Source organism: Streptomyces alboflavus (assembly GCF_000716675.1).
Lineage (GTDB): Bacteria > Actinomycetota > Actinomycetes > Streptomycetales > Streptomycetaceae > Streptomyces > Streptomyces alboflavus.
In genome coordinates this window covers 87466-111422 of the sequence record NZ_JNXT01000029.1, presented here as the reverse complement: position 1 = coordinate 111422, position 23957 = coordinate 87466, and the positions used below count along the sequence as shown (strand labels likewise).

General features: G+C 70.4%; 20 protein-coding genes, 1 pseudogene and 1 riboswitch. Of the genes and pseudogenes, 9 read left to right on the top strand and 12 right to left on the bottom strand.

Going from position 1 to position 23957, the window contains the following annotated elements:
• Window positions 1-4 precede the first annotated feature (4 nt).
• The 4 genes from OO63_RS22480 to OO63_RS22465 all read left to right on the top strand — a co-directional run bounded on the left by OO63_RS22480 (window position 5) and on the right by OO63_RS22465 (window position 4836).
• Entirely contained in the window at window positions 5-1366 is a 1362-nt protein-coding gene (locus OO63_RS22480) for an ATP-binding protein (protein WP_030360891.1), read from the top strand.
• A 28-nt stretch (window positions 1367-1394) separates the two neighbouring features.
• On the top strand, window positions 1395-2057 hold the full coding sequence (locus tag OO63_RS22475) for a response regulator transcription factor (protein WP_030360892.1): 663 nt from the start codon (window positions 1395-1397) through the stop codon (window positions 2055-2057).
• A gap of 91 nt (window positions 2058-2148) precedes the next feature.
• A complete protein-coding gene (locus OO63_RS22470; RefSeq protein WP_030360893.1) occupies window positions 2149-3564 on the top strand; it encodes an SLC13 family permease in 1416 nt (471 codons plus the stop codon).
• 48 nt (window positions 3565-3612) lie between these two features.
• A complete protein-coding gene (locus tag OO63_RS22465) occupies window positions 3613-4836 on the top strand; it encodes a glycerate kinase family protein (protein WP_030360894.1) in 1224 nt (407 codons plus the stop codon).
• Here the strand turns inward: OO63_RS22465 and OO63_RS22460 are convergent.
• The 6 genes from OO63_RS22460 to ctaE all read right to left on the bottom strand — a co-directional run bounded on the left by OO63_RS22460 (window position 4764) and on the right by ctaE (window position 12120).
• Entirely contained in the window at window positions 4764-6185 is a 1422-nt protein-coding gene (locus OO63_RS22460) for an aminotransferase class V-fold PLP-dependent enzyme (RefSeq protein WP_030360895.1), read from the bottom strand. The two genes, OO63_RS22465 and OO63_RS22460, sit on opposite strands and share 73 nt — an antisense overlap.
• A gap of 163 nt (window positions 6186-6348) precedes the next feature.
• A riboswitch (SAM riboswitch) is annotated at window positions 6349-6465 on the bottom strand.
• A 195-nt stretch (window positions 6466-6660) separates the two neighbouring features.
• A complete protein-coding gene (gene trpD / locus OO63_RS22455; RefSeq protein ID WP_030360896.1) occupies window positions 6661-7725 on the bottom strand; it encodes an anthranilate phosphoribosyltransferase in 1065 nt (354 codons plus the stop codon).
• A 157-nt stretch (window positions 7726-7882) separates the two neighbouring features.
• On the bottom strand, window positions 7883-9535 hold the full coding sequence (qcrB, locus tag OO63_RS22450) for a cytochrome bc1 complex cytochrome b subunit (protein WP_030360897.1): 1653 nt from the start codon (window positions 9533-9535) through the stop codon (window positions 7883-7885).
• Window positions 9532-10590 (bottom strand): cytochrome bc1 complex Rieske iron-sulfur subunit, encoded by a 1059-nt coding sequence (qcrA, locus tag OO63_RS22445; protein ID WP_030360898.1) that lies wholly within the window; start codon window positions 10588-10590, stop codon window positions 9532-9534. The genes qcrB and qcrA overlap by 4 nt, the downstream gene beginning before the upstream one ends.
• Window positions 10587-11396 (bottom strand): cytochrome bc1 complex diheme cytochrome c subunit, encoded by an 810-nt coding sequence (qcrC, locus tag OO63_RS22440; protein ID WP_030360899.1) that lies wholly within the window; start codon window positions 11394-11396, stop codon window positions 10587-10589. Before qcrC ends, qcrA begins: the two co-directional genes overlap by 4 nt.
• 103 nt (window positions 11397-11499) lie before the next feature.
• The gene (gene ctaE, locus OO63_RS22435; protein ID WP_030360900.1) at window positions 11500-12120 is read right to left on the bottom strand and encodes an aa3-type cytochrome oxidase subunit III; all 621 of its coding nucleotides are present in this window, start codon (window positions 12118-12120) and stop codon (window positions 11500-11502) included.
• A gap of 166 nt (window positions 12121-12286) precedes the next feature.
• On the opposite strand from ctaE, the gene OO63_RS22430 reads away from it, so the two are divergent.
• The gene (locus tag OO63_RS22430) at window positions 12287-12688 is read left to right on the top strand and encodes a hypothetical protein (RefSeq protein ID WP_030360901.1); all 402 of its coding nucleotides are present in this window, start codon (window positions 12287-12289) and stop codon (window positions 12686-12688) included.
• 83 nt (window positions 12689-12771) lie between these two features.
• On the opposite strand, the gene OO63_RS22425 is transcribed toward OO63_RS22430, so the two are convergent.
• From OO63_RS22425 to ctaC, 4 genes and pseudogenes are all read right to left on the bottom strand, one after another.
• The gene (locus OO63_RS22425) at window positions 12772-14019 is read right to left on the bottom strand and encodes a L,D-transpeptidase (RefSeq protein WP_030360902.1); all 1248 of its coding nucleotides are present in this window, start codon (window positions 14017-14019) and stop codon (window positions 12772-12774) included.
• A 146-nt stretch (window positions 14020-14165) separates the two neighbouring features.
• Window positions 14166-14564: a cytochrome c oxidase subunit 4 gene (locus OO63_RS22420; RefSeq protein WP_030360903.1), complete on the bottom strand. Its 399-nt coding sequence runs from the start codon at window positions 14562-14564 to the stop codon at window positions 14166-14168.
• Window positions 14561-16151, bottom strand: a pseudogene (locus tag OO63_RS41520) (cytochrome c oxidase subunit I). The gene OO63_RS22420 and the pseudogene OO63_RS41520 overlap by 4 nt, the downstream one beginning before the upstream one ends.
• Window positions 16148-17110, bottom strand: coding sequence for an aa3-type cytochrome oxidase subunit II (gene ctaC, locus OO63_RS22410; RefSeq protein WP_030360905.1), 963 nt, complete (start codon window positions 17108-17110; stop codon window positions 16148-16150). The pseudogene OO63_RS41520 and the gene ctaC overlap by 4 nt, the downstream one beginning before the upstream one ends.
• A 335-nt stretch (window positions 17111-17445) precedes the next feature.
• Here ctaC and OO63_RS22405 point away from each other — a divergent pair, with 335 nt between their 5' ends.
• Window positions 17446-18825: a cysteine desulfurase/sulfurtransferase TusA family protein gene (locus tag OO63_RS22405; protein WP_030360906.1), complete on the top strand. Its 1380-nt coding sequence runs from the start codon at window positions 17446-17448 to the stop codon at window positions 18823-18825.
• Window positions 18826-18877: 52 nt separating this feature from the next.
• Here the strand turns inward: OO63_RS22405 and OO63_RS22400 are convergent, their stop codons facing one another.
• Window positions 18878-19852, bottom strand: a complete 975-nt coding sequence (locus tag OO63_RS22400; protein WP_030360907.1) for a carbohydrate kinase family protein — start codon at window positions 19850-19852, stop codon at window positions 18878-18880.
• 133 nt (window positions 19853-19985) lie between these two features.
• Here OO63_RS22400 and OO63_RS22395 point away from each other — a divergent pair, with 133 nt between their 5' ends.
• Together OO63_RS22395 and OO63_RS22390 are read left to right on the top strand one after the other, a co-directional pair.
• Complete coding sequence (locus tag OO63_RS22395) at window positions 19986-20213, top strand: hypothetical protein (protein ID WP_234311322.1); 228 nt, start codon at window positions 19986-19988, stop codon at window positions 20211-20213.
• A 176-nt stretch (window positions 20214-20389) separates the two neighbouring features.
• Window positions 20390-22030: a hypothetical protein gene (locus OO63_RS22390; RefSeq protein ID WP_031192685.1), complete on the top strand. Its 1641-nt coding sequence runs from the start codon at window positions 20390-20392 to the stop codon at window positions 22028-22030.
• Window positions 22031-22150: 120 nt separating this feature from the next.
• Here OO63_RS22390 and OO63_RS22385 read toward each other — a convergent pair whose 3' ends face one another.
• Window positions 22151-22507: a HesB/IscA family protein gene (locus OO63_RS22385; RefSeq protein ID WP_030360910.1), complete on the bottom strand. Its 357-nt coding sequence runs from the start codon at window positions 22505-22507 to the stop codon at window positions 22151-22153.
• A 253-nt stretch (window positions 22508-22760) separates the two neighbouring features.
• Between OO63_RS22385 and nadA the strand changes: the two genes are divergently transcribed.
• Window positions 22761-23957 carry a quinolinate synthase NadA gene (gene nadA / locus OO63_RS22380; RefSeq protein WP_030360911.1) on the top strand — a complete coding sequence of 399 codons (1197 nt, stop codon included), beginning with the start codon at window positions 22761-22763 and terminating at the stop codon, window positions 23955-23957.

The window sequence follows — 23957 nt, the reverse complement described above, 5'->3', positions numbered from 1 at the left end:
GGTGATGGCGGTCGCGCTCGCCGCGGTGGCCGCGACCACCCGCTCGATCCTGCTGCGCGACGTCGACCACCGCGTCGACCGGCTGCTCACCCAGGAGACCGGCGAGTTCACCAACTTCGTGGACCGGGGCGTCGACCCGGACACCGGCGAGCGCTTCACCGACCCGCGCAAGCTGCTCAAGACCTTCCTGGAGCGGCAGTACGCCGACCCCGACGAGGAGCTGATCGGCCTCGTCCGGCGCGAGGGCGCGGGCCCGGCCCAGTTCACCCAGCCCCGGGAGCTCTCGGTGCGCCACCCGCTGCACCGCGACCCGGCCGCCCGGCGTGCGATCTTCGAGGCGGACGGCTCCACGGGCACCCTCGACCGCCGCTCCGGCGAACTGCGCTGGGCGAAGGTCGAGGTGGCCCGGCACGGCGACGAGCCGGAGGCGGCGTTCGTCGTCGCCTTCCACCCGGCCGCCGAACAGGCCAAGGCGGACGACGTGTTCCGCATCCTGCTCGCCATCTCCGGCGTCGCCCTCGTCCTGACGACGGGCATCGCCTGGGCCGTCGCCGGGCGCATCCTGAAACCCGTCCGCCTGGTGCGCACCGCCGCCGCCCAGCTCACCGAGCAGGACCTGACCCGGCGCATCCCCGTGCACGGCAAGGACGACATCGCCGCGCTCGCCGACACGTTCAACGGCATGCTGGACCGCCTTGAGCGGGCCTTCGCCGCGCAGCGCGAGTTCGTCGACGACGCCGGGCACGAGCTGCGCACCCCCATCACCATCGTCCGCGGCCACCTGGAGCTGATGGGCGACGACGCGACGGAGCGGGAGGAGACGGTCCGCCTCGTCACCGACGAGCTGGACCGGATGAGCCGCATCGTCGAGGACCTGCTGCTCCTCGCCAAGGCCGAGCGCCCGGACTTCATCAGGCCGGAGCCGGTGCAGCTCGCCGAGCTGACCGCCGACGTCTTCGTGAAGGCCCGCGCCCTCGGCGAGCGCCGCTGGGAACTGGCCGAGACCGCCGACCGCGAGGCCCGGCTCGACCCGCAGCGCATCACCCAGGCGATGGTCCAGCTCGCCCAGAACGCCGTGCAGCACACGGTGCCCGGCGGCCGCATCCGCGTCGGCTCACGCCTGGTGTCCGGGCGGATCGAGCTGTACGTCGCCGACAGCGGCCCCGGCGTCCAGGCGCAGGACGCCGAGGTCATCTTCGAGCGCTTCCGGCGCGGCACGTCCCGGCGCGGGGCCAGGACCAGCGGCGCGGGGCTGGGGCTCTCGATCGTCCGTGCGATCGCCCGCGGCCACCGCGGCGAGGTCGGGCTCCGCCCCACCGAGGGCGGCGGCGCCACATTCGTACTCGTACTGGAGGACCAGACATGAGCCGCGCTGCGGGAACCGGAGGCCGGACGTGAGCCGGGTGCTGATCGTGGAGGACGAGGAGCGCATCGCCTCCTTCGTCGACAAGGGACTGCGGGCCAACGGCTTCACGACGACGATCGTGTGCGACGGCGACGCGGCGTACGACTACGCCCTCACCGGCGGCTTCGACCTGATCCTGCTCGACATCGGGCTGCCGGGCCGGGACGGCTTCACCGTGCTCCGGGAGCTGCGCGAGGCGCGGGTTTCGGCGCCGGTGATCGTGCTGACGGCGCGGGACTCCGTGCGGGACACGGTCGCCGGGCTCGAAGGCGGCGCCGACGACTGGATGACGAAGCCGTTCCGGTTCGAGGAGCTGCTCGCGCGGGTGCGCCTGAGGCTGCGCACGGCGGCGCGGGCGCCCGAGGTGACGGTGTTGCGCAGCGGCGAGGTGACGCTCGACCTGCGCACGCGCAGGGCCCGTTCGGGCGAGCGCACGGTGGACCTGACGGCGCGGGAGTTCGTGCTCCTCGAGCTGTTCCTGCGCCACCCCGGGCAGGTGCTCTCGCGGGAGCAGATCCTGTCCCACGTGTGGGGCTACGACTTCGACCCGGGGTCGAACATCGTGGACGTGTACGTACGGGCACTGCGCAAGAAGCTGGGGGCGGAGCGGGTGGAGACGGTACGGGGAATGGGGTACCGGCTGCCCGGGTGACCTCGGCGGGACCCGGGTGCGGGATCGCCGGTGAAGTTCCTTTCATCTTCGGCTCATTGGGGACTCACGGCGCACCGAGACGCTGACTGCCGTGACCCTGACCCTGCGGCAAACGATCCTGCTCTGCCTGGCCCTCAGCCTGTGCGCGCTCCTCGTCGTCCCCGGCAACTTCCCCGGCCTGAGCGGTGACGCCCGCCTCACCCTCGCCGTCTTCGCCCTGGCCACCTGCGCCTGGATCGGCACGCCGATCGACGACACGTACATCGCGCTCGGCGCGGGCCTCGCCCTCACCGCCACCGGCGTGATCAGCAGCGACACCCTCTTCGGAACCCTCGGCGACGAGACGGTGTGGCTGCTGATCTGCGCGTTCGTGCTCGCCGCCGCCGTGGCGCGCAGCGGGCTCGCGGGGCGGGCGGCGGCGTTCCTGGTCAGCGGGGCCCGCAGCGTACGGCAGTTGACGCATCTGACGACCGCCGCGCTCGTCGTCACGGCCTTCGCGGTGCCCGCCACCTCCGGGCGGGCCGCGCTCGCGCTGCCCGTCTTCCTCGCGCTCGCCAAGGTCCTCGCCGACCGCAAACGGCTCGTGGTGATGCTGGCGCTGCTGTTCCCCACCGTGATCCTGCTGTCCGCCGTCGCGACCCTGATCGGCGCGGGCGCGCACCTGATCACCGTGTCGGTCCTGTGGGAGGCCACCGGTGAACGCATCGGCTTCACCCAGTGGCTGCTGCTCGGCCTGCCGCTGGCCATAGCGTCCTCGCACCTGGCGGCCGAGGCCGTGCTGTGGACGACGACCCGCCGCGCCGACCGCACGGGCTCCGTCCACATCACCGCCGAGCAGATCCAGGAGCACAGCGAACACCCCGTCACCGGCCCCTGGGAGCCCGCCGAGACGCGCTGCGCCCTGCTCCTCGCCACCGTCGTCGCCCTGTGGTGCAGCGAGCCCCTGCACCAGGTGCCGCCCGCCGTGGTCGCGCTGATCGGCGCGGTCGTCGCGTCCTCGCCCGCGCTCGGCACCGTACGCCTGAAGGACGCCCTGAAGACCGTGCCGTGGGCGCTGCTGCTGTTCATGGCGGCGACGATGGCCATGGGGGTGGCGCTCGCCGACTCGGGCGCGGCGAAGTGGCTGGTGTCGGGGCTTCCGGTGGACCTGCCGCCGGGGCTGTTCCTGGCCGCCGTCATCGTGATCAGCACGGCGGCGCACCTGGTGCTCCAGTCCCGCTCGGCCCGCTCGTCCGTCCTGGTGCCGCTGGTGGTCGCGGCGGCCGTGGGCGCGGGCGTGAACCCGGTCGCGGCGGCGCTCGCGTCCACGGCGGCCGCCGGCTTCTGCCACACGCTGCCCGCGTCCGCGAAGCCGGTGACGCTCTTCGCCGAAATACCCGGCACGCCCACCTACACCCCGCGCGACCTGCTGCGCCTGTCCGCCGTCCTGGCGCCCCTGACGGCCGCGCTGGTCCTCCTTTTCGCCCTCGCGGTGTGGCCGCTGCTCGGCGTGCCCGTCGTCCGCTGAGCCCCCCTTGGCCCGCCCGCCCGTCCACGCCACTCAAGGAGTACGTCCATGCCCCTGACCCGTTTCGCCGTCGCGCCCAGCGGCTTCAAGGAGTCCCTGTCCGCCCAGTCCGTGGCGGAGGCCATCGCCGCCGGGGTGCGGCGCGTCGTGCCGGACGCGGAGATCGACCTGATCCCGCTGGTCGACGGCGGCGAGGGCACCGCGCAGGCGCTGGCCGCCGCGACCGGGGGCCGTCTGGTGGCGCTGCCCGCGACGGGCCCCGTGGGCGAGCGCATCGGCACCCACTTCGCGCTCCTCGGCTCCGGCACCGCCGTCGTCGAGATGGCCGCGGCGGCCGGCCTCAGCCTGGTCCCGCGGGACCTGCGCGACCCGGGCGCCACCACCACGTACGGCGTGGGCGAGCTGATCCGCGCCGCCCTCGACGCCGGTGCCCGGCGCATCCTGGTGGGCTGCGGCGACTCGGGCACGTCGGACGGGGGTGCGGGGGCGCTGCAGGCCCTCGGCGCCCGGCTCCTGGACGAGGACGGCTGGGAACTGCCGCGCGGCGGCCGGGAGCTGATGCGGCTGCACCACATCGACACCAGCGGCCTCGACCCGCGCCTCGCGGACACCGAGCTGCTCGTCGCCTGCAACCCGCACAACGTCCTGTGCGGCGAGCACGGCGTGGCCCGCGTCTTCGGCCCGCAGAAGGGCGCGACCCCCGCGCAGGTCGAGCAGCTCGCGGCGGGCCTCGAACACTGGGCGTACGTCCTGACCCGCGACCTGAAGGTCACGGCCGACCTCTACAAGGGCGTCGGGACCGGCGCCTCCGGAGGCCTCGGCGCGGGGCTCGCCGCACTCGGCGCCGAGCTCCTGCCCCGCTTCGACGTGCTCCTGGACCATCTGGACCTGGACGCCCGCCTGGCCCGCGCCGACCTGGTCGTCACCGCCGAGGGCGCCCTTGACCACCAGACGCCGCGCGGCAAGGTCCCGGCCGAGGTGGCCCGGCGCGCCAAGCGGTTCGGGCGGCCCGTCCTGGTGCTCGCGGGCACCATCGGGGACGGGGCGCACGCGGTGCGCGATCTCGGCGTGGACGCCTACAGCGCGATCCTGCCCGCCCCGGTGTCGCTCCCGGAGGCGCTGAGCCGGGGCGGCGAGTTCCTGACGGACGCGACGGAGCGCGCCCTGCGCATGATCGTCCTGGGGTCCCGGCTGCGCCGTCAGGCGGCCGTGGCCTCGGCGGCGGCCTCGGTGCCGGTGTCCGGCACGCAACGCCCGTCCTCCGTGCGGTAGTTCCAGCGCGCCCCCTCGGTCACCAGCTCGCGGACGGCGCGCACGAAGCGCTCCACGTGCTCGTCGGGGGTGCCCGCGCCGAAGCTCACCCGGATCGCGTTCAGGGACCGCTCGCCGGGCGCGGCCTCGGGGGCGCCGCACTCGCCGGGCTCGTCGGGGGCGCCGCCGAGCAGGGTGCGCACGAGGGGGTGGGCGCAGAAGAGGCCGTCGCGCACCCCGATGCCGTACTCGGCGGACAGGGCGGCCGCGAAGTGCGAGCTGTTCCAGCCGTCGACGACGAAGGAGATGACGCCCACGCGCGGCGCGTCGTCCCCGAACAGGGAGAGCACCCGCACCTGCGGCACCGCGGCGAGCCCTTCGGTGACCGTCGCGATCAGCTGCCGCTCCCGCGCCACGAGCGCGTCGAACCCGGCCTCCGCCAGGGCCTTGCAGGCCGAGGCGATGGAGTAGGCGCCGATGACGTTGGGCGAGCCGGCCTCGTGCCGGGCGGCCGTGTCGTGCCACTCGACGTCCACTCCCCCGTCGGCGCGCCGCGCGACCTTCCGCGAGGCGCCGCCACCGGCGAGGTACGGCTCGGCCGCCTGGAGCCAGTCGGCCCGCCCGGCGAGCACTCCGGAGCCGAAGGGCGCGTACAGCTTGTGCCCGGAGAAGGCGATCCAGTCGACGTCAAGATCCCGTACGTCCACGGGGTGGTGGGGCGCCAACTGGGCGGCGTCGAGGACGATGCGGGCGCCGTGCGCGTGCGCGGCGGCGGCCAGCTCGCGCACCGGCCACAGCTCGCCGGTGACGTTCGATGCGCCGGTGACGCACACCAGGGCGGGGCCATAGGGGTGGCGGTCGGCGAGGGCGCGCTCCAGGGTGTGGACGGCCTCGTCGTGGGTGCGGGGGGCGTCGAGGTAGGTGACGCGGGCGTCGCGCCAGGGCAGCAGCGAGGCGTGGTGCTCGGTCTCGAACACGAAGACCTGGCAGTCGGCGGGCAGGGCGGCGGCGAGCAGGTTCAGGGAGTCGGTGGTCGACCGCGTGAACACCACCTGGTCGCCCTCGCGGCAGCCCAGGAACTCGGCGACGGTCTTCCGCGCGTTCTCGAACAGGTCGGTCGACAGCTGCGACAGGTATCCGGCGCCGCGGTGCACGCTCCCGTAGTACGGCGCGTACGCGGCCACGTCGTCCCAGACCCGCTGCAGGGCCGGGGCGCTGGCGGCGTAGTCGAGCGCGGCGTAGGTCACCTCGCCGCCGGTGACGAGGGGGACGGTGACGTCGCGGCCGAGGACGGGCAGCGGGGCGGCACAGCAGGGGTCGGCGGAGTCGGTGGGCTCGGCGGACACGGTGGTAGCAGGGGTGGCAGACATGGCGAACTCCCGTAAGAGGCAGGCGAGATCACTGGGCCGGACGTCGGTCGACGGCTCAGGAAAAGGTGAAATGGGTACGCGGAAAAGGGGCGTCGACGCCCTATCGCATTCGCTTGCTCACGAGACTGCTCCCTTGAGGACCAGGACCCCAGGGTTCAGAAGGGGTCCGCGCTTGCGGCGAACCTTGCTGTCCACCGCCTGGTCTTCACCCGGGGCACCCCGCCACGGACGGAGGGTTGCCGGACAGCGGGCCGGGGCCTGGTCGCTGTCGCTCATGACCTGGGAGCATCCTGCCATACGCCCCAGGGCACGCAACACCGAGGTCCACGATCCGGACTGCCGAGCCCCGTAAGGGGCGCGGGGAACTGCGCGCTCAGCGCGCGAAAAGCCGCAGACGCGTCTGCTCAGTACTCAGCAGATGCGTCTGCGGCTTTTTCGTGGCTGGTCGCGCAGTTCCCCGCGCCCCTTACGGGGCTCAGCTGTTACTGGCCGTGACCCAGCGCGCCAGCGCGGCCCTCGCCGCCCCGGAGTCGATGGCCTCGGCCGCCTCGGCCATCCCGGCCCGGATCTGCTCGGAGAGCGCCCCCTCCCCCGGCGCCAGGGCGACCAGCGCCGCCGCCGAGTTCAACAGCACAGCATCCCGCACGGGACCTTTCTCCCCGTCCAGAAGCCGCCGCGCCACCTCCGCGTTGTACGAGGCGTCGGCGCCCCGCAGCGCCTCGACCGGGACCAGGTCGATGCCGACGTCCCGGGGGTCGAAGGCCTCCTCGTGGACGCTCCCGTCCCGGACCACCCACACCCGCGAGGTGGCCGTCGTCGTCAGCTCGTCGAGCCCGTCGTCACCGCGGAAGACGAGCGCCGAGGAGCCGCGCTCGGCGAGGACGCCGGCGAGGATCGGCGCCATCCGCGCGTCGGCGACGCCGGTGGCCTGCGCCCGCACCTTGGCCGGGTTGGTGAGCGGGCCGAGGAAGTTGAACGTGGTCCGGATGCCCAGCTCGCGCCGCGCGGGCGCCACGTGCCGCAGCGCGGGGTGGAACTTCACCGCGAAGCAGAAGGTGATCCCGGCCTCCTCGGCGACCTCCCGCACCCGTCGGGGGGTCAGCTCCAGGTTCACGCCGAGCTTCTCCAGGACGTCGGAGGCGCCGCTCGCGGAGGACGCCGCGCGGTTGCCGTGCTTGACGACCTTCGCGCCGGTCCCGGCGACGACGATCGCCGACATGGTGGAGATGTTCACGGTCTTGGCGCCGTCGCCGCCGGTGCCGACGATGTCGACGCTCGGCCCGGGCACATCGATGACGTGGGCGTGCTCGTACATCGTGCGGACCAGGCCGGAGATCTCCTCGACGGTCTCGCCCTTGGCGCGCAGCGCCACCGCGAAGCCCGCGATCTGCGCGTCCGTGGCCTCGCCGCTCATGATGCGGTCCATGGCCCAGGCCGTGTCGTCCGCGCTCTGGTCGCGCCCGTCGAGCAGCCCGTTCAGTACGTCGGGCCAGGAACGGGCCGCCGCGGTGTCGCCTCCTGCGGGGGTCACAGCGCTCATGGCCGCTCCTGGGTTCGTAGACGAAGACATCCCAAGCCTTCTTGGGGTGGGTCCACCCTATCCAGCCCCCAGGACGGCAAAGAGCCCCGTCCATGCTCTGGACGGGGCTCCTGCCGTGGCGACCTTCGGGTCAGCGCCTCACAGGGCGCTCAGGTGATCAGTGGTGGCCGTGGCCGCTCGTGATCTCCTTGTACTCCTCCGCGGTGGGCTTCGGGATCTGGCTGTCCTCGCCGTAGAAGCCCTTGGAGAGCTTCGCCCGCAGCTTCTGCGGACCCTTGACCTTGCGCTCCACGCCGTTCTCGTCGACCGTCGGGCCGAGTTCGAGCGGCTGGTACTGCTCGTGCGCGGTCAGGGTGTGCAGCTGCTCCTTGTTGAGCGGCTCGTGCACCTCGATGAACTCACCGTGCGGCAGGCGCTTGATGATGCCGGACTCGCGTCCGTGCAGCACCTTGTCCTTGTCGCGGCGCTGGAGGCCGAGGCAGATCCGCTTGGTGACGATGAACGCGATGACCGGTCCGGCGAAGAAGAAGATCCGGACGAACCAGGTGATCGCGTTGATCGACAGGTGGAAGTGCGTGGCCCACAGGTCGTTTCCACCACCGATGAGCAGGACGAAGTACCACGTCATCCAGGCCACACCGAAGGCGGTGCGGGTCGGGGCGTTGCGCGGGCGGTCCAGGATGTGGTGCTCGCGCTTGTCCCCGGTGATCCAGGCCTCGATGAACGGGTACACCGCGATGGCCACCAGGACCAGCGGGAAGATGATCAACGGGATGAACACACCCAGGACGAGCGTGTGACCCCAGAGGTTGATCTCCCAGCCCGGCATGACACGGATCAGGCCTTCGGAGAAGCCCATGTACCAGTCGGGCTGAGCGCCGGTGGACACCTGGTCCGGGCGGTAGGGCCCGAGAGCCCAGATCGGGTTGATCGTGGCGATCGCCGAGACGGCCGCGATGACACCGAAGACCAGGAAGAAGAAGCCTCCGGCCTTGGCCATGTAGACCGGGAGCAGCGGCATGCCGACGACGTTCTTGTTGGTCTTGCCGGGGCCCGCGAACTGCGTGTGCTTGTGGTAGAAGACCAGGATCAGGTGCGCCACCACGAGCCCGAGCATGATGCCCGGCAACAGCAGGATGTGGACCGAGTAGAACCGCGCCACGAAGTCTCCGCCGGGGAACTCCCCGCCGAACAGGAACATCGAGAGGTACGTTCCGACGATCGGCACCGACAGGACGGCACCCTGCATGAAGCGGACACCGGTGCCCGACAACAGGTCGTCCGGGAGCGAGTAACCGGTGAAGCCGGTGAACATGCCGAGGACGAACAGCAGGAAGCCGAACAGCCAGTTGACCTCGCGCGGCTTGCGGAAGGCGCCCGTGAAGAAGACGCGCATCATGTGCACGAACATGGCCGCGAGGAAGATCAGCGCCGCCCAGTGGTGGATCTGCCGGATCAGCAGACCACCGCGCACATCGAAGGAGATGTGCATGGTCGAGTTGAACGCCTCGGACATCAGCTGGCCCTGCAGGGGCACGTAGCTGCCGTGGTACTCCACCTCGTTCATCGACGGGTGGAAGAACAGCGTCAGGTACACACCCGTGAGGATGATGATGATGAAGCTGTAGAGGCAGATCTCGCCGAGCATGAAGGACCAGTGGTCCGGGAAGATCTTGCGCATGTTGGCCTTGGCCAGGGAGTAGATCCCCAGCCGGCCGTCGGCCCAGTCGGCGACCCGCTCGCCCGCGGGTGCCTTCTTGCGTGAGTCGGCGGCCGGGGCCTCTGTCGCCGTGGTGTTCTCGGTGCTCATCCGCGCTCCCAGAAGGCAGGACCGACGGGCTCGTCGAAGTCGCCGTGCGCCTCGAGGTAGCCCTCCTCGTTCACGCCGATCTTCAACTGCGGAAGGGCGTGACCGGCGGGGCCGAAGATGACTCGGGCGCCGTCGGAGAGGTCGAAGGTGGACTGGTGGCACGGGCAGAGAGCGTGGTGCGTCTGCTGCTCGTACAGGGAGATCGGGCAGCCCACGTGGGTGCAGATCTTGGAATACGCGACGACGCCCTCGTGCGACCACTCCAGCTCGCGCTTGTCCTTGATGTTGTCCGGCTGGATCCGGACGATCATCAGGGCCGCCTTGGCGATCTGGGTCTGGAAGTCGTGGTCGTGCTCCTCCAGGCCCTCGGGCTTGGCGAAGGTGAGCGAACCGACCTGGACGTCCGAGGGGCGCAGCGGCTCGTTCGTGTTCATGTTCACGAGCAGCTTGCCCTTGGACCACAGGGTGTGCCGGAGCTTGTCCTCCGGCAGCGGACCGAGGTCACGCAGCAGGACGACACCGGACAGCGGGACCATGGCGAGGGCGCCGAACATGGTGTTGCGGATCAGCTTGCGCCGACCGAGCTGGGACTCCTTCGCGCCCGCCGCGAAGTCCGCCATCACCTTGGCCTTGACCTCGGGCTCGGCCTCGATGGGGTGCCGGTCGTCGGCGACCTCTACGTCGGACATCAGGGTGCGGGCCCAGTGGACCGCGCCCGCGCCGATGCAGAAGAGCGCGATGCCGAGGGTCATGCCCAGGGAGAAGTTGAGCGCGCTGATGTGGCCGATGGGCCAGATGTAGACGCTCTTGTCGACCGGGAAGGCCACGAACGAGGCGATGAAGGCCACGGTGGCCAGCATCGAGATCGTGAACAGGAGCGCGACCGTGCGCTCGGAGCGCCGGGCGGCCTGCTCGTCGATGTCCTGGACGCGGTGCTCGTGGGGCGGCAGCCCCGGGTCCGCGAACGGGTCGGCCTCGTCGGCCACGGCTACCGCGCCGTGGGCGGATTCCTGCTCGCTGGGCAGGTTCTCTTCTGGATTCTCTTGGCTACTCATGACTTCTTGGCCTTTGCGGTCCGGGCGGCGACCCACACGGCGACCGCGATCAGTGCGCCGAGGCCGAAGATCCAGGCGAACAGGCCTTCACTGACCGGTCCGAGACCGCCCAGCTTGAGGCCGCCCGGGCTCTCGGTCTTCTCACCGTTGACCGCGTCGAGGTACGCGATGATGTCCTTCTTGGCCTTCTCCGGCATCGTCGTGTCGGGGAAGGACGGCATGTTCTGCGGGCCCGTCTGCATGGCCTCGTAGATGTGCTTGGGGCTGACGCCCTCAAGGCTCGGTGCGTACTTGCCGTGCGTCAACGCGCCGCCTTCACCAGTGAAGTTGTGGCACTGGGCGCAGTTGGTACGGAACAGTTCGCCGCCCTTGGCGATGTCGGCGCCCTCGGGGCTGACCTGCTTCTCGGTGGGGATGTTCGGTCCCGCGCCGAGCGAGGCGATGTACGCGGCGAGCTGGTCGATCTGAGCCTGGCTGTAGATGACCTTCTTCTTGGGCGCCTGGGCGCCCTGCTGCTGGAGCGGCATCCGGCCGGTGCCGACCTGGAAGTCGACAGCGGCGGCGCCCACGCCCACCAGGCTCGGGCCGTCGGAACTGCCCTGACCGCCGGTTCCGTGGCAGCTGGAGCAGCCAACGGCATAGAGCTTCTTGCCCTCGTCGATGGCGAGGGACTGAGCGGTTTCGTCGGCCTGCGCCTTGTCCGCCGGCGCGAACGCGGCGTACAGCCCCCCGGTGGCCGCCAGCGCGAGGAGTAGGACGACGACCGCCGCCAGCGGATGGCGTCGTCGTGCGGAGAGCTTTTTCACGGATTACCCCGGTGTCAGGATCTTCTGCGTCGATGCTTCTGGAATGTGTCGGTACGTCGGGTGCGTCAGCGCGGCCGAGGGCCGCCGCGGTCCCCGCTACCGTCTACTTGATCATGTAGATCGTGGCGAAGAGGCCGATCCAGACGACATCGACGAAGTGCCAGTAGTAGGACACGACGATGGCGGCGGTCGCCTGCTCGTGGGTGAACCTCCTGGCCGCGTAGGTGCGGCCGAGGACCAGCAGGAAGGCGATCAGGCCGCCTGTCACATGCAGTCCGTGGAAGCCGGTGGTCAGGTAGAACACCGAGCCGTACGGGTCGGACGAGAGCGAGAGGCCCTCGTGCTTGACCAGCTCCGTGTACTCGAAGACCTGACCGCCGATGAAGATCGCACCCATGATGAAGGTGACGATGAACCACATCCGGAGCTTCTTCACATCACCGCGCTCGGCGGCGAAAACGCCGAGCTGGCAGGTGAGGGAGGAGAGCACCAGGATCGTGGTGTTCGTCGCCGAGAACGGGAAGTTCAGGCTCGACGCCATTTCCTTCCAGTGATCGGGACCCGTAACCGATCGCAGGGTGAAGTACATCGCGAAGAGGGCCGCGAAGAACATCAGCTCGGAACTCAGCCAGATGATGGTTCCGACGCTGGTGAGGTTCGGTCGATTGACCGGCGGGTGCGCGTGCCCGGTATCTACTGTCGTTGCTGTCGCCACGACCGACATTATGTCGGTCGCTTATCTCGCTCTCACCCCGGGGGGTGCCGTTCGGAGTGTCTGTGGGGTGTGTCCTGCCCGGATGGCCCATCGCGGGGGCGTCCGAAGCGGTGTTGACGGGGTGTCGGGAGGAGTAGCATCCGCGCGAGACACCACTCGACCAAGCGGAGGAACCATGCAGCCGACCGCCACGGTGCTGGTCTACAGCGACAACGCGAACACCCGTGAGCAGGTCCGCCTGGCCACCGGACGCCGGCCGGCCAGCGATGTCCCAGAAGTCCGCTTCATCGAGTGCGCGACCCTGCCCGCGGTCCTGGCCGAGCTCGAACGGGGCGGGATCGACGCCTGCGTCCTTGACGGTGAGGCCGTTCCGGCGGGCGGCATGGGCGTGTGCAGGCAGATCAAGGACGAGATCTTCCAGGCCCCGCCGGTGCTGCTGCTCATCGGGCGCCCGCAGGACGCCTGGCTGGCTACCTGGAGCCGTGCGGAGGCCGCGGTGACCCTGCCGGTCGACCCGGTGGAGTTCGCGGCCTCACTGGCCGCCCTGCTGCGTGACAGGACGGCGCTGAGCGCCTGACGGGGCCCTGCTGGACCAGTGGGACCCGACTGGTCCAGCAGGAGCACCAGCAGGACGGGCGGGACCAGCCTGACGGGCGGGACTCAGACCGACTGAGGGCGCAGTCTCGCCACGTCCGCGGGCTTGGGGCCCTTCTTGGCGCCGTCGAGGAGGGCGCTGCCCTCGACCCACTTCTTCCAGCTCACGTTCCAGTCGCCGAATCCGTTCCCGAACGGGTCCATGTCGGCGCCGTAACTGTTGACGACCTTCACGATGTCACCCTGACGGACGGTCTCGTAGAACCACGCGGCGTTGCCGGTGCTCATGCCGGTGCAGCCGTGGCTGGTGTTCGCGTTGCCCTGGGAGCCCACCGACCAGGGGGCGGCGTGCACGTACTCGCCGCTGTCGGTGACCCTGGTCGCGTAGTAGACCATCTTGTCGTAGAAGTCCGACGCGCCGATGCTGGCGCTGGTCATGCGGACCGCGTACTCCTTGCCCAGGACCACCTTGATGCCGTTGCGGGTGGCGTAGCCGGGCTTGCCGGTGGTGACCGGCATGGAGTTGATCTCCTCGCCGTTGCGGTAGACGGTCATCCAGTGCGAGCCCGCGTCCGTCACGGCCACGATCTTGTCGCCGGTGGTGAACCGCAGCGGCTTGGTCCCCGCGCCCCAGAGTTTGTCGGTGACCTTGATGCCTTCGAGGTTGCTTGTGACGTCGACGGTGGCGTCGGTGGGCCAGTAGTCCTTGGGGCGGTAGTGCAGCGTCTGGCTGTCCACCCAGTGCCAGGCGCCCTCCGTGGCGGGCTGCGAGCGCACCTTCAGGGCGCGTTCGACGATGCCCCTGGCCTCCTTGCCCTTGACCTTGGCGCTGAGCTTGGCCGTGACGGGCTGGCCGACGCCGTACTTGCCCGCCACCGGGCCGAGGGTGACCTTCAGCTGCTTCTTCTTGGCGGCCTTGTCGGTGGCGAAGTTCAGGACCTTGCGGCCCGGTGAGCCCTCGTCGTCCTCGGTGCTCACCCGCACCGTGTAGTCGGCGCCCGCCGCGAGGGGCGCGGTGCTGTGCCACCGGGAGCCGTCGGCGGTCAGCTCGCCCGCCACGTACCTGCCCATGGCGTCGGTGGCCGTCACGTCGGTGATGCGGCCCTCGTCGCCCTCCGCGGTGATCTCCAGCGGCTTGTCGGGGTCGGCCTTCTGGCTGCCCGCGGGGCCGTTGAACGCGATCTGGCTCGCCGCGTCGTACGGCTTGGCCGAGAGCGGATGGCCGTCGCTGCCGCAGGCCGTGGCCCCCGCACCGAGGGCGACCACCAGCATCGTGCAGCTCAGTACCGTGCGGATTCGCGGTGAGTGTCTCATGAGCACACGCTATGAAGATTCGTCGGCACCGGCGCGCCGAGTGACCCGTACGAGTTCCGCCGAAAGGCCGAGTGGGCGAACGGCCGAGGGGCCCGGACGCTCCTGACGGAGTGTCCGGGCCCCTCGGGACCGCTGGTACGGGAGAACTACTGGTTCTGGTTCTCGCCGCGGTAGTACTCGAAGACCCAGCCCCACAGTCCGATGAGGAGCAGCGGAGCGGAGAAGTACAGCAGCCACCAGCCGAAGACGACGCCCATGAAGGCGAGCGCGCCACCGACGGCCAGGGAGAGCGGCTGCCAGCTGTGCGGGCTGAAGAAGCCCACCTCGCCGGCCTCGTCCGCCACGTCGGCCTCGGTGTTGTCCTGTGCGGAGGCGTCGACACGCCGGGCCGTGAAGGCCAGGTAGTAGCCGATCATGATGCACAGGCCGAAGGCCAGGAAGAGCGCGGTGGTACCGGCGGGCTCCTTCGACCACCAGCCATAGACGATCGCCATGGCCAGTACGAAGACGCTCAGCCAGATGAACATCTTGCCCTGGATCTTCACTTGCCGGCCTCCTTGCCGCCAGCGAGAGCCTTCTCGCCGTGACCGGCGTTCTCGAGCTGGTCGAGAGCGGCGATCTCCGGGTGGTGCAGGTCGAACGCCGGGGATTCGCTACGAATACGCGGCAGCGTGAGGAAGTTGTGCCGCGGCGGCGGGCAGGACGTGGCCCACTCCAGCGAGCGGCCGTAGCCCCACGGGTCGTCGACCTCGATCTTCTTGCCGTACTTGGCCGTCTTCCAGATGTTGTAGAAGAACGGCAGGATCGACAGGCCGAGCAGGAACGAGGCGATCGTCGAGATCGTGTTCAGGGCGGTGAAGCCGTCCGCGTCCAGGTAGTCCGCGTACCGGCGCGGCATGCCCTCGGCACCCAGCCAGTGCTGGACGAGGAACGTGCCGTGGAAGCCGATGAACAGCGTCCAGAACGTGATCTTGCCGAGCCGCTCGTCCAGCATCTTGCCGGTGAACTTGGGCCACCAGAAGTGGAATCCGGCGAACATCGCGAACACCACGGTGCCGAAGACGACGTAGTGGAAGTGCGCGACCACGAAGTACGAGTCCGACACGTGGAAGTCCATCGGCGGCGAGGCCAGGATGACGCCCGTCAGACCACCGAAGGTGAAGGTGATCAGGAAGCCGATCGCCCAGAGCATCGGGGTCTCGAAGGACAAGGACCCCTTCCACATCGTTCCGATCCAGTTGAAGAACTTCACGCCTGTTGGCACGGCGATCAGGAACGTCATGAAGGAGAAGAACGGTAGGAGTACGCCGCCTGTGACGTACATGTGGTGCGCCCACACCGTCACCGAGAGACCGGCGATGGCGATGGTCGCGCCGATGAGACCCATGTAGCCGAACATCGGCTTGCGCGAGAACACCGGGATGACTTCGGAAATGATTCCGAAGAATGGCAGGGCGATGATGTACACCTCTGGATGGCCGAAGAACCAGAAGAGGTGTTGCCACAGCAAGGCCCCGCATGCCGGGGGCGCGCATGCAGATGATGGTGGTGATGAAGTTGACCGAGCCGAGGATCGTGCCGAAGCCGGAGAAGGCCAGACCCATGATCCACATGTCGGCGCCGATGCCGGGCGACCGGACCGCGTCCGAGAGCGGCGAGTAGGCGAACCAACCGAAGTCCGCGGCGCCGTTCGGGGTCAGGAAGCCGCCGACGGCGATCAGCGAGCCGAACAGGTACAGCCAGTAGGCGAACATGTTCAGACGCGGGAACGCCACGTCGGGCGCGCCGATCTGGAGCGGCATGATCCAGTTCGCGAAGCCCGCGAACAGCGGCGTCGCGAACATCAGCAGCATGATCGTGCCGTGCATCGTGAACGCCTGGTTGAACTGCTCGTTCGACATGATCTGCGTACCCGGGCGGGCGAGCTCGGCGCGCATGAAGAGCGCCATCACTCCGCCGATGCAGAAGAACGCGAACGACGTGACCAGATAGAGCGTGCCGATCGTCTTGTGGTCAGTGGTGGTCAGCCACTTGATGACGACGTTTCCCGGCTGCTTGCGCCTGACCGGCAGCTCGTCCTCGTACGAGTCGGCTGCTGCCGCGGCACCCTGGGGTTCGTTGAGGATGCTCACAGGTTGTTCGTCTCCCGGTTCTTCTCGTGGCCCGTCTGCTCGATGCCGGCCGGGATGTAACCGGTCTGGTTCTTCTTCGCGAGGTCCTCGAGGTGCTTCTGGTAGCGCTCGGGAGAGACGACCTTGACGTTGAAGAGCATCCGGGAGTGGTCGACGCCGCAGAGCTCGGCGCACTTGCCCATGAAGGTGCCCTCCTTGTTCGGAGTGACCTCGAAGGCGTTGGTGTGACCCGGGATGACGTCCTGCTTCATCAGGAACGGAACCACCCAGAAGGAGTGGATGACGTCACGCGAAGTCAGTACGAAGCGGACCTTCTCGCCCTTGGGGAGCCAGAGGGTCGGGCCGGGGTTGCCGTTCTGCGGGTTCCGCTCGCCGGGCGTACCGACCTGGTAGACGCCGCCGGCGTTGGCCGGGAAGTCCTTGCGGAACCGGTCCGGAATGGCGTCCAGTTCCTTGGCGGTCCTGGCGTTGTCCTTGTTGGAGCCCTTCACGTTCTCGATGTAGTTGAAGCCCCAGCTCCACTGGAAGCCGACCACGTTGATGGTGTGGGCGGGCTTGTCGTCGAGCTTCAGGAGCTTGGACTCATCGCGTGCCGTGAAGTAGAAGAGCACCGAGACGATGATGAGCGGGACCACCGTGTACAGCGCCTCGATGGGCATGTTGTAACGCGTCTGCGGAGGGACCTCCACCTTGGTGCGGCTGCGCCGGTGGAAGATGATGCTCCACACGATCAGGCCCCAGACCAGCACGCCCGTGGCGAGCGCAGCCGCCCACGAGCCCTGCCAGAGGGAGAGGATCCGCGGAGCCTCCTCCGTGACCGGGGTCGGCATACCAAGGCGGGGAAAGTCCTTGTATGTGCAACCGGTGGCGGTTACCAGGACCAGGCCCGCAGTCAATGCCTGCAGCAGCTTCCGCCGCATCGGGCGCCGCGGCGAGCGGTCGGAGCCGTTGGGACTCACGTAGCGCCTTCCCGAGAGTCTCGCCCGCGCTGTTGGCTGCGGCCTTCTCGGTGGTCGGTCGCCGCCCTGCGTCGGGCAGGGGTTTGGATGTTTATGCGGACCAAACCCTACTGGACGCTATTTGGGGTCGCGCGGGGAGGGTGCCTAACGCGCCGCGGGTCACCCTGAAGAGGTGGGATGCCCCTCCGTCGGCCGGTATCTGACGGAGGGTTGGGGCGCCCTCCCGCCCAGGGGGGATCGCATGTTCGGCGGCTGCGGGTCCGCTCCCATTGCTCGCGCAGTTCCCCGCGCCCCTTACGGGGCACGGCATCCGCCGGAACGTTTAGCTTTGGCCCGTGTCCTACTTCGACGTTGCCTCCGCTGCTCCTCTTCATCCCGTAGCCCGGCAGGCGCTGCTGGCCTCCCTGGACGAGGGGTGGGCCGATCCGGCGCGGTTGTACCGGGAGGGGCGGCGGGCCCGGATGCTGCTCGACGCGGCGCGGGAGGCCGCCGCCGAGGCCGTGGGGTGCCGGGCGGACGAGCTGGTGTTCACTCCATCGGGGACCCGGGCGCTGCACGACGGCATCGCGGGAGCCCTCGCCGGACGGCGTCGGGTGGGACGGCATCTGGTGGCGTCTGCCGTCGAACACTCGGCCGTACTCCATTCGGCCGCGGCGCACGAGGCGGCGGGCGGGGCGGTCACCGAGGTCGGCGTGGACCGGGCGGGCGCGGTGACGGCGGCGGCGTACGCGGAGGCGCTGCGCGCGGACACGGCGCTGGCGTGTCTGCAGTCCGCCAATCACGAGGTCGGCACCGAGCAGCCGGTGGCCGAGGTCGCCGAGGTCTGCCGGGCGGCCGGGGTGCCGCTGCTCGTGGACGCCGCGCAGTCGCTGCCGTGGGGCGCGGTGGACGGCGACTGGTCGCTGCTCGCCGCGAGTGCGCACAAGTGGGGCGGGCCCGCCGGGGTGGGGCTGCTCGTGGTGCGCAAGGGGGTGCGGTTCGCGCCGCGGGGGCCGGTGGACGAGCGGGAGTCGGGGCGCTCCCCCGGCTTCGAGAACATTCCGGCGATCGTGGCGGCCGCGGCGGCGCTGCGGGCGGTGCGGGCCGAGGCGGTGGCGGAGGCGGCGCGGCTGCGGGAGCTGACGGAGCGGATCCGGGCGCGGGTGCCCGATCTTGTGCCGGATGTGGAGGTGGTCGGCGATCCGGTGCGGCGCCTGCCCCACCTCGTCACCTTCTCCTGTCTCTATGTCGACGGGGAGAGTCTGCTGCACGAGCTGGACCGGGCCGGCTTCTCGGTGTCGTCCGGCTCGTCCTGTACGAGCAGCACGCTGACGCCGAGCCATGTGCTCACGGCCATGGGTGTGGTGAGCGAGGGCAATGTGCGGGTGTCGCTGCCGCCGGGCACCGAGGACGCCGAGGTCGAGCGGTTCCTGGAGGTGCTGCCGGGCGCCGTGGCCGGGGTGCGCGAGAAGCTGGGCGCGCCGGTCGGTGTCACCGCGGCGGGCACCCTGGACGAGCTGACCGTCGACGCCCTGGGCGAGCGCTGCCCGCTGCCCGTGATCGAGCTGGCGAAGGCGCTGCCCCGGGTCCGGGTCGGCGGCACGGTCACCGTCCTGTCGGACGACGAGGTCGCGGCCGTGGACATCCCGGCGTGGTGCTGGACGCAGGAGCAGGAGTACGTCGGGGCGCGGGAGCGGGCGGACGGGGTGGCCTACGAGGTGCGGCGGCTGGTGTGAGCCGGGGTGCCGGGTGCGGGGTGCCGGTCGGCGCCGCGCACCCGGCGGCAGGTCACGGCAGGTGGACCTTGACCTCGGCGGCGGCCTCGTCGCCGTACTGCTTGGTGAAGCGCTCCATGAACTGGACGCGCTGCAGCTCGTACTCCTGGGTGCCGGTGGTCTCGATCACCAGGGTGGCGAGCATGCAGCCGACCTGGGCGGCGCGCTCGTGCGAGACGCCCCAGGCCAGGCCGGAGAGGAAGCCGGCGCGGAAGGCGTCGCCGACGCCCGTCGGGTCGGCCTTGGCCTTCTCCTCGGGCACGCCGACCTCGATCGGGTCCTCGCCGACGGCCTCGATGCGCACGCCGTTCGCGCCGAGGGTGGTCACGCGGTGGCCGACCTTGGCGAGGATCTCGGCGTCGGTCCAGCCGGTCTTGGACTCGATGAGCCCCTTCTCGTACTCGTTGGAGAAGAGGTAGGTCGCGCCCTCCAGGAGGGTGCGGATGTCGTCGCCGCTCATGCGGGCGATCTGCTGGGAGAAGTCCGCGGCGAACGGGATCCGGCGGGTGCGGCACTCCTCGGTGTGGCGGAGCATCGCCTCCGGGTCGTCGGCGCCGATCAGGACCAGGTCGAGGCCGCCGACGCGGTCGGCGACCGTCTTCAGCTCGATGAGGCGGGCCTCGCTCATCGCGCCGGTGTAGAAGGAGCCGATCTGGTTGTGGTCGGCGTCCGTGGTGCACACGAAGCGGGCGGTGTGCAGGGTCTCGGAGATACGGACCGAGGCGGTGTCCACCCCGTGCCGGTCGAGCCAGGCGCGGTACTCGTCGAAGTCGGCGCCGGCGGCGCCGACGATGACGGGGCCGGTGCCGAGCTGGCCCATACCGAAGCAGATGTTCGCGGCGACGCCGCCGCGGCGGACGTCTAGGGCATCGACCAGGAAGGAGAGGGAGACCGTGTGCAGCTGATCCGCGACCAGCTGGTCGGCGAAGCGGCCGGGGAAGGTCATGAGGTGGTCGGTGGCGATGGAGCCGGTGACTGCGATTCGCACGGCGAGAAGCTCCTGCGGCGAGGCGAGGGGTTGACGGTTAACGCTATCCGGTCGAACACCCAACATAGAACTGGCCAAAAATACCCAATAGTAGGTCTTTCTTCTTCGCCGTAGCGGTGCATACGGTTCCGTTATGGCCGTCATCCCGAAGCACAGCGTTCCGCAGCACTCCGCCGAAGCCGTGGAGGTGCCGCGCGCCGAGACCCTGGAGACGCTGCGCGGCGACTGCGCCCGCATGGCCCCGCACTGGGTGGTGCCCGCCGTGGCGGCCGCGCCGGTGCCGCCGTCGCTGATCCACGGGGTCACAGTCCCGGCCGCGTCCGCCCGCGTCATCGACCGGATGCCGGAGTACGGCAACTGAGACCGGGGCCGGGGCCCCGACACCGGCCGCGCCTCCCCGGCGCGCGCTGAGGGAACCGTGCGCTCCCCCGCCGCGTCCCACCGCTGTCCCCTTCAGAGGGGATGCGATGTACGCCGAAACCTCATGGGTGGGGTTTCTGCGACCAGGGACGGCTCGGCGTTCTAAGGAGCGATGCGGTGAGCAGCGAGCAGACGCAGGACGGACAACGGCGGCGGTCCCCGCTGCTGGTCGCCTCGGTCGCGGCCGCGGTGCTGCTCGCGGGCGGCGGCGGGGCGTATCTGGCGACCGTGTCGTCCGACGGCGACGACGGCCGCGACTCGGCGACGGGTGACGGTGGCGCGCCGCCGCCGCTCACCCTCGACGCGTACACCGGCGACCGCGACGGCCGGAGCAGCCAGGGCCCCGACGGCAGCACCGAAGGCATCGCGCCGGGCGAGCCCGACCCGAACGGCGCGACGTACAAGGCCGTGGGCGAGCTGCCCGACGGGCCGGAATCGGCGGCCGTGCACCAGGTGCGCGGCGACGTCCCGCGCGACCGGGTGGACCGGCTCGCCAAGGCCCTCGGCATCTCCGGCACCCCGCTCACCCGCGACGACGCCTGGTGGATCGGCCCCTCGAACGACGGCGCGGGCCCCTCGCTGCGGGTGAGCAAGGCGGCGCCCGGCACCTGGACGTACACCCGGCACGCGACCCCGGGCGGCGACAACTGCCTGAAGGGCAAGCGGTGTCCGGGTACCGGCTCCGACGCGGGTACGAGCACCGGGGCTCCCGACCGCCGCCCGGCCGACGACTCCGGCGGCGCCGTCAGCGAGGCCGCCGCGAAGAAGGCGGCCGCCCCCGTCCTGAAGGCCGTCGGCCTGGACGACGCGAAGCTCGACGCGCGCCAGCTCATGGGGGCGGTGCGGGTGGTGAACGCCGACCCGGAGGTGGGCGGCCTGCCGACGTACGGCTGGTCGACGGGCGTCCAGGTCGGCGCCGACGGCCAAGTGGTCGGCGGCAGCGGGCACCTGACCGAGCCGGAGAAGGGGGCGACGTACCCCGTCGTGGGCGCGGGCAAGGCGCTCGACCTGCTGAACAAGTCCGGCCGGGGCGACGGGCGCGGGGGCATCGGCGGCTGTGCGCGGCCAGTGCCGCACGGGGACGGCGACGACGCGTCCAAGGACAAGAACAAGGACGAGGACAAGGGCGCCGACGCGCCCAAGGGCCAGGGCGCCGACGGCGTGGCGCCGGGCGAGCCCGCCCCCGGCAAGAACGCCCCGTGCCCGCCCTCCCCCAAGCCGCCGGCACCGCAGCCGATCGCGGTCGAGGACGCCGAGTTCGGGCTCGCGGCGCAGTTCGTGGACGGGTGGACCGCGCTCGTGCCGTCGTGGCTGTTCGAGGTGAAGCCCGCGGGCGCGCCGGAGGCCTACACGGTGACGCACCCCGCGGTGGACCCGAAGTACCTGCGGGCGCCGGGCGATTCCGGCACCGTCGGCCCTCCTGAGGGGCCGACCGTGCGGCCCGGTGACCCGGACACCCTGACCGAGGACGTGAAGGTCGAGGGCTACAGCACGGCGGGCCGGACCCTGACCCTGCACTTCACGGACGGGGTGTGCAGCACGTTCGCGGCCTCGGCGAAGGAGCGCGGCGGGCAGGTCGAGGTGGAGGTCACCTCGACCACGAAGAAGGGCACGGTGTGCGTCGCGATGGCGCGGTCCTACGTCCTGTCGGTGAAGCTGGACGCGCCGCTCGGCGACCGGAAGGTCGTGACCGAGGGCGGCAAGGCGGTGCCGCGCGACGACGGCATGCGCAAGGGAACTCCGGCACCCCAGAAGTAGCGCCCGCGCCAGGCAGGACGAAGGCCGGGCACGACGAAGGCGGCGGCTCCCCTGGAAGGGAGCCGCCGCCTTCGTACGCTCTGCCTGGTCACCGCCCGCGCGAGGCGGACGCGGACCGGCTCAGCTGAACGAGTCGCCGCAGGCGCAGGAGCCGGTGGCGTTCGGGTTGTCGATCGTGAAGCCCTGCTTCTCGATGGTGTCGACGAAGTCGATGGAGGCACCGCCCAGGTACGGAGCGCTCATGCGGTCGGTGACGACCTTCACACTGCCGAACTCCTTGACGACGTCGCCGTCCAGCGAGCGCTCGTCGAAGAAGAGCTGGTACCGCAGGCCCGAGCAGCCACCGGGCTGAACGGCCACGCGCAGCGCCAAGTCGTCCCGGCCTTCCTGGTCAAGGAGGGCCTTGACCTTCTCCGCGGCGGCGTCGGACAGGAGGATGCCGTCGCTCACGGTGGTGGTCTCGTCCGATACGGACATCTGCTTCTCTCCCGGGTTGTACGGAGACTGCTTGCCGACGGTTGCAACCGGCGGAGCGGCGTGTTCATTCCCATGCTCGCACACGGGGCCGCACGGGGGATGCGTCACATCGACACTATGGCCATCGTCAAACTGACGTGAAGCAGTTATGATAGATAGTGTCAATTCGACGAAAAGGATCCGTGGTGCCGACCTCCGGCCCACTTCGGTCCCGGCCCCGGCCGCGACCATCACAGAAGAAAGGGTGTGTGTCGTGACCACCGCCCAGACCACCGTGGACCGCTCCGAGCTCGACGTACAGCCGACCCCGCTCGCCCTGCTGCTGCTCGGCCGCGAGGCCGACCCCCGGAGCGAGCGCGGCGTGGAGTGCCCCGGCGATCTGCCCTCGCCCTCGGACCCCGGCCTGGTGGAGCGCGCCCGCGCCGCCAAGGAGCGGCTCGGCGACAAGGTCTTCGTGCTCGGCCACCACTACCAGCGCGACGAGGTCATCCAGTTCGCCGACGTCACCGGCGACTCCTTCAAGCTGGCCAAGGACGCGGCCGCCCGCCCGGAGGCCGAGTACATCGTCTTCTGCGGTGTGCACTTCATGGCCGAGTCCGCGGACATCCTGACCGGCGACGAGCAGAAGGTCGTGCTCCCCGACCTGGCCGCGGGCTGTTCGATGGCCGACATGGCGACGGCCGAGCAGGTCGCCGAGTGCTGGGACGCGCTGACCGAGGCCGGCATCGCCGAGCGGGTCGTGCCCGTCTCGTACATGAACTCCTCGGCCGACATCAAGGCGTTCACGGGCAAGCACGGCGGCACGATCTGTACGTCGTCGAACGCCAAGCGCGCCCTGGAGTGGGCCTTCGAGCAGGGCGAGCAGGTGCTCTTCCTGCCCGACCAGCACCTCGGCCGCAACACCGCCGTGCGCGACATGGGCATGTCCCTGGAGGACTGCGTCGTCTACAACCCGCACAAGCCGAACGGCGGCCTGACCGCCGAGCAGCTGCGGAACGCGAAGATGATCCTGTGGCGCGGGCACTGCTCGGTGCACGGGCGCTTCTCGCTGGAGTCGGTCGAGGACGTGCGGGCCCGCATCCCCGGCGTGAACGTGCTCGTCCACCCGGAGTGCAAGCACGAGGTCGTGGCCGCGGCCGACTACGTGGGCTCGACCGAGCACATCATCAAGACCCTGGAGTCGGCCCCGGCCGGGTCGAAGTGGGCGATAGGCACCGAGCTGAACCTCGTGCGGCGGCTCGCGAACCGCTTCGCCGCCGAGGACAAGGAGATCGTCTTCCTCGACAAGACGGTCTGCTTCTGCTCGACCATGAACCGCATCGACCTGCCGCACCTGGTGTGGACCCTGGAGTCCCTCGCCGACGGCAAGCTCGTCAACCGCATCGAGGTCGACCGCGAGACCGAGCAGTTCGCGAAGCTCGCCCTGGAGCGGATGCTGGCGCTGCCGTAG

Coding starts and splice junctions, on each gene's coding strand:
- OO63_RS22460 (WP_030360895.1), bottom strand. CDS start 6,185: ATGTCTGCCACCCCTGCTACCACCGTGTCCGCCGAGCCCACCGACTCC.
- ctaE (WP_030360900.1), bottom strand. CDS start 12,120: ATGTCGGTCGTGGCGACAGCAACGACAGTAGATACCGGGCACGCGCAC.
- OO63_RS22395 (WP_234311322.1), top strand. CDS start 19,986: ATGGCCGTCATCCCGAAGCACAGCGTTCCGCAGCACTCCGCCGAAGCC.
- OO63_RS22480 (WP_030360891.1), top strand. CDS start 5: ATGGCGGTCGCGCTCGCCGCGGTGGCCGCGACCACCCGCTCGATCCTG.
- qcrA (WP_030360898.1), bottom strand. CDS start 10,590: ATGAGTAGCCAAGAGAATCCAGAAGAGAACCTGCCCAGCGAGCAGGAA.
- trpD (WP_030360896.1), bottom strand. CDS start 7,725: ATGAGCGCTGTGACCCCCGCAGGAGGCGACACCGCGGCGGCCCGTTCC.
- qcrB (WP_030360897.1), bottom strand. CDS start 9,535: ATGAGCACCGAGAACACCACGGCGACAGAGGCCCCGGCCGCCGACTCA.
- OO63_RS22425 (WP_030360902.1), bottom strand. CDS start 14,019: ATGAGACACTCACCGCGAATCCGCACGGTACTGAGCTGCACGATGCTG.
- OO63_RS22465 (WP_030360894.1), top strand. CDS start 3,613: ATGCCCCTGACCCGTTTCGCCGTCGCGCCCAGCGGCTTCAAGGAGTCC.
- OO63_RS22385 (WP_030360910.1), bottom strand. CDS start 22,507: ATGTCCGTATCGGACGAGACCACCACCGTGAGCGACGGCATCCTCCTG.
- OO63_RS22430 (WP_030360901.1), top strand. CDS start 12,287: ATGCAGCCGACCGCCACGGTGCTGGTCTACAGCGACAACGCGAACACC.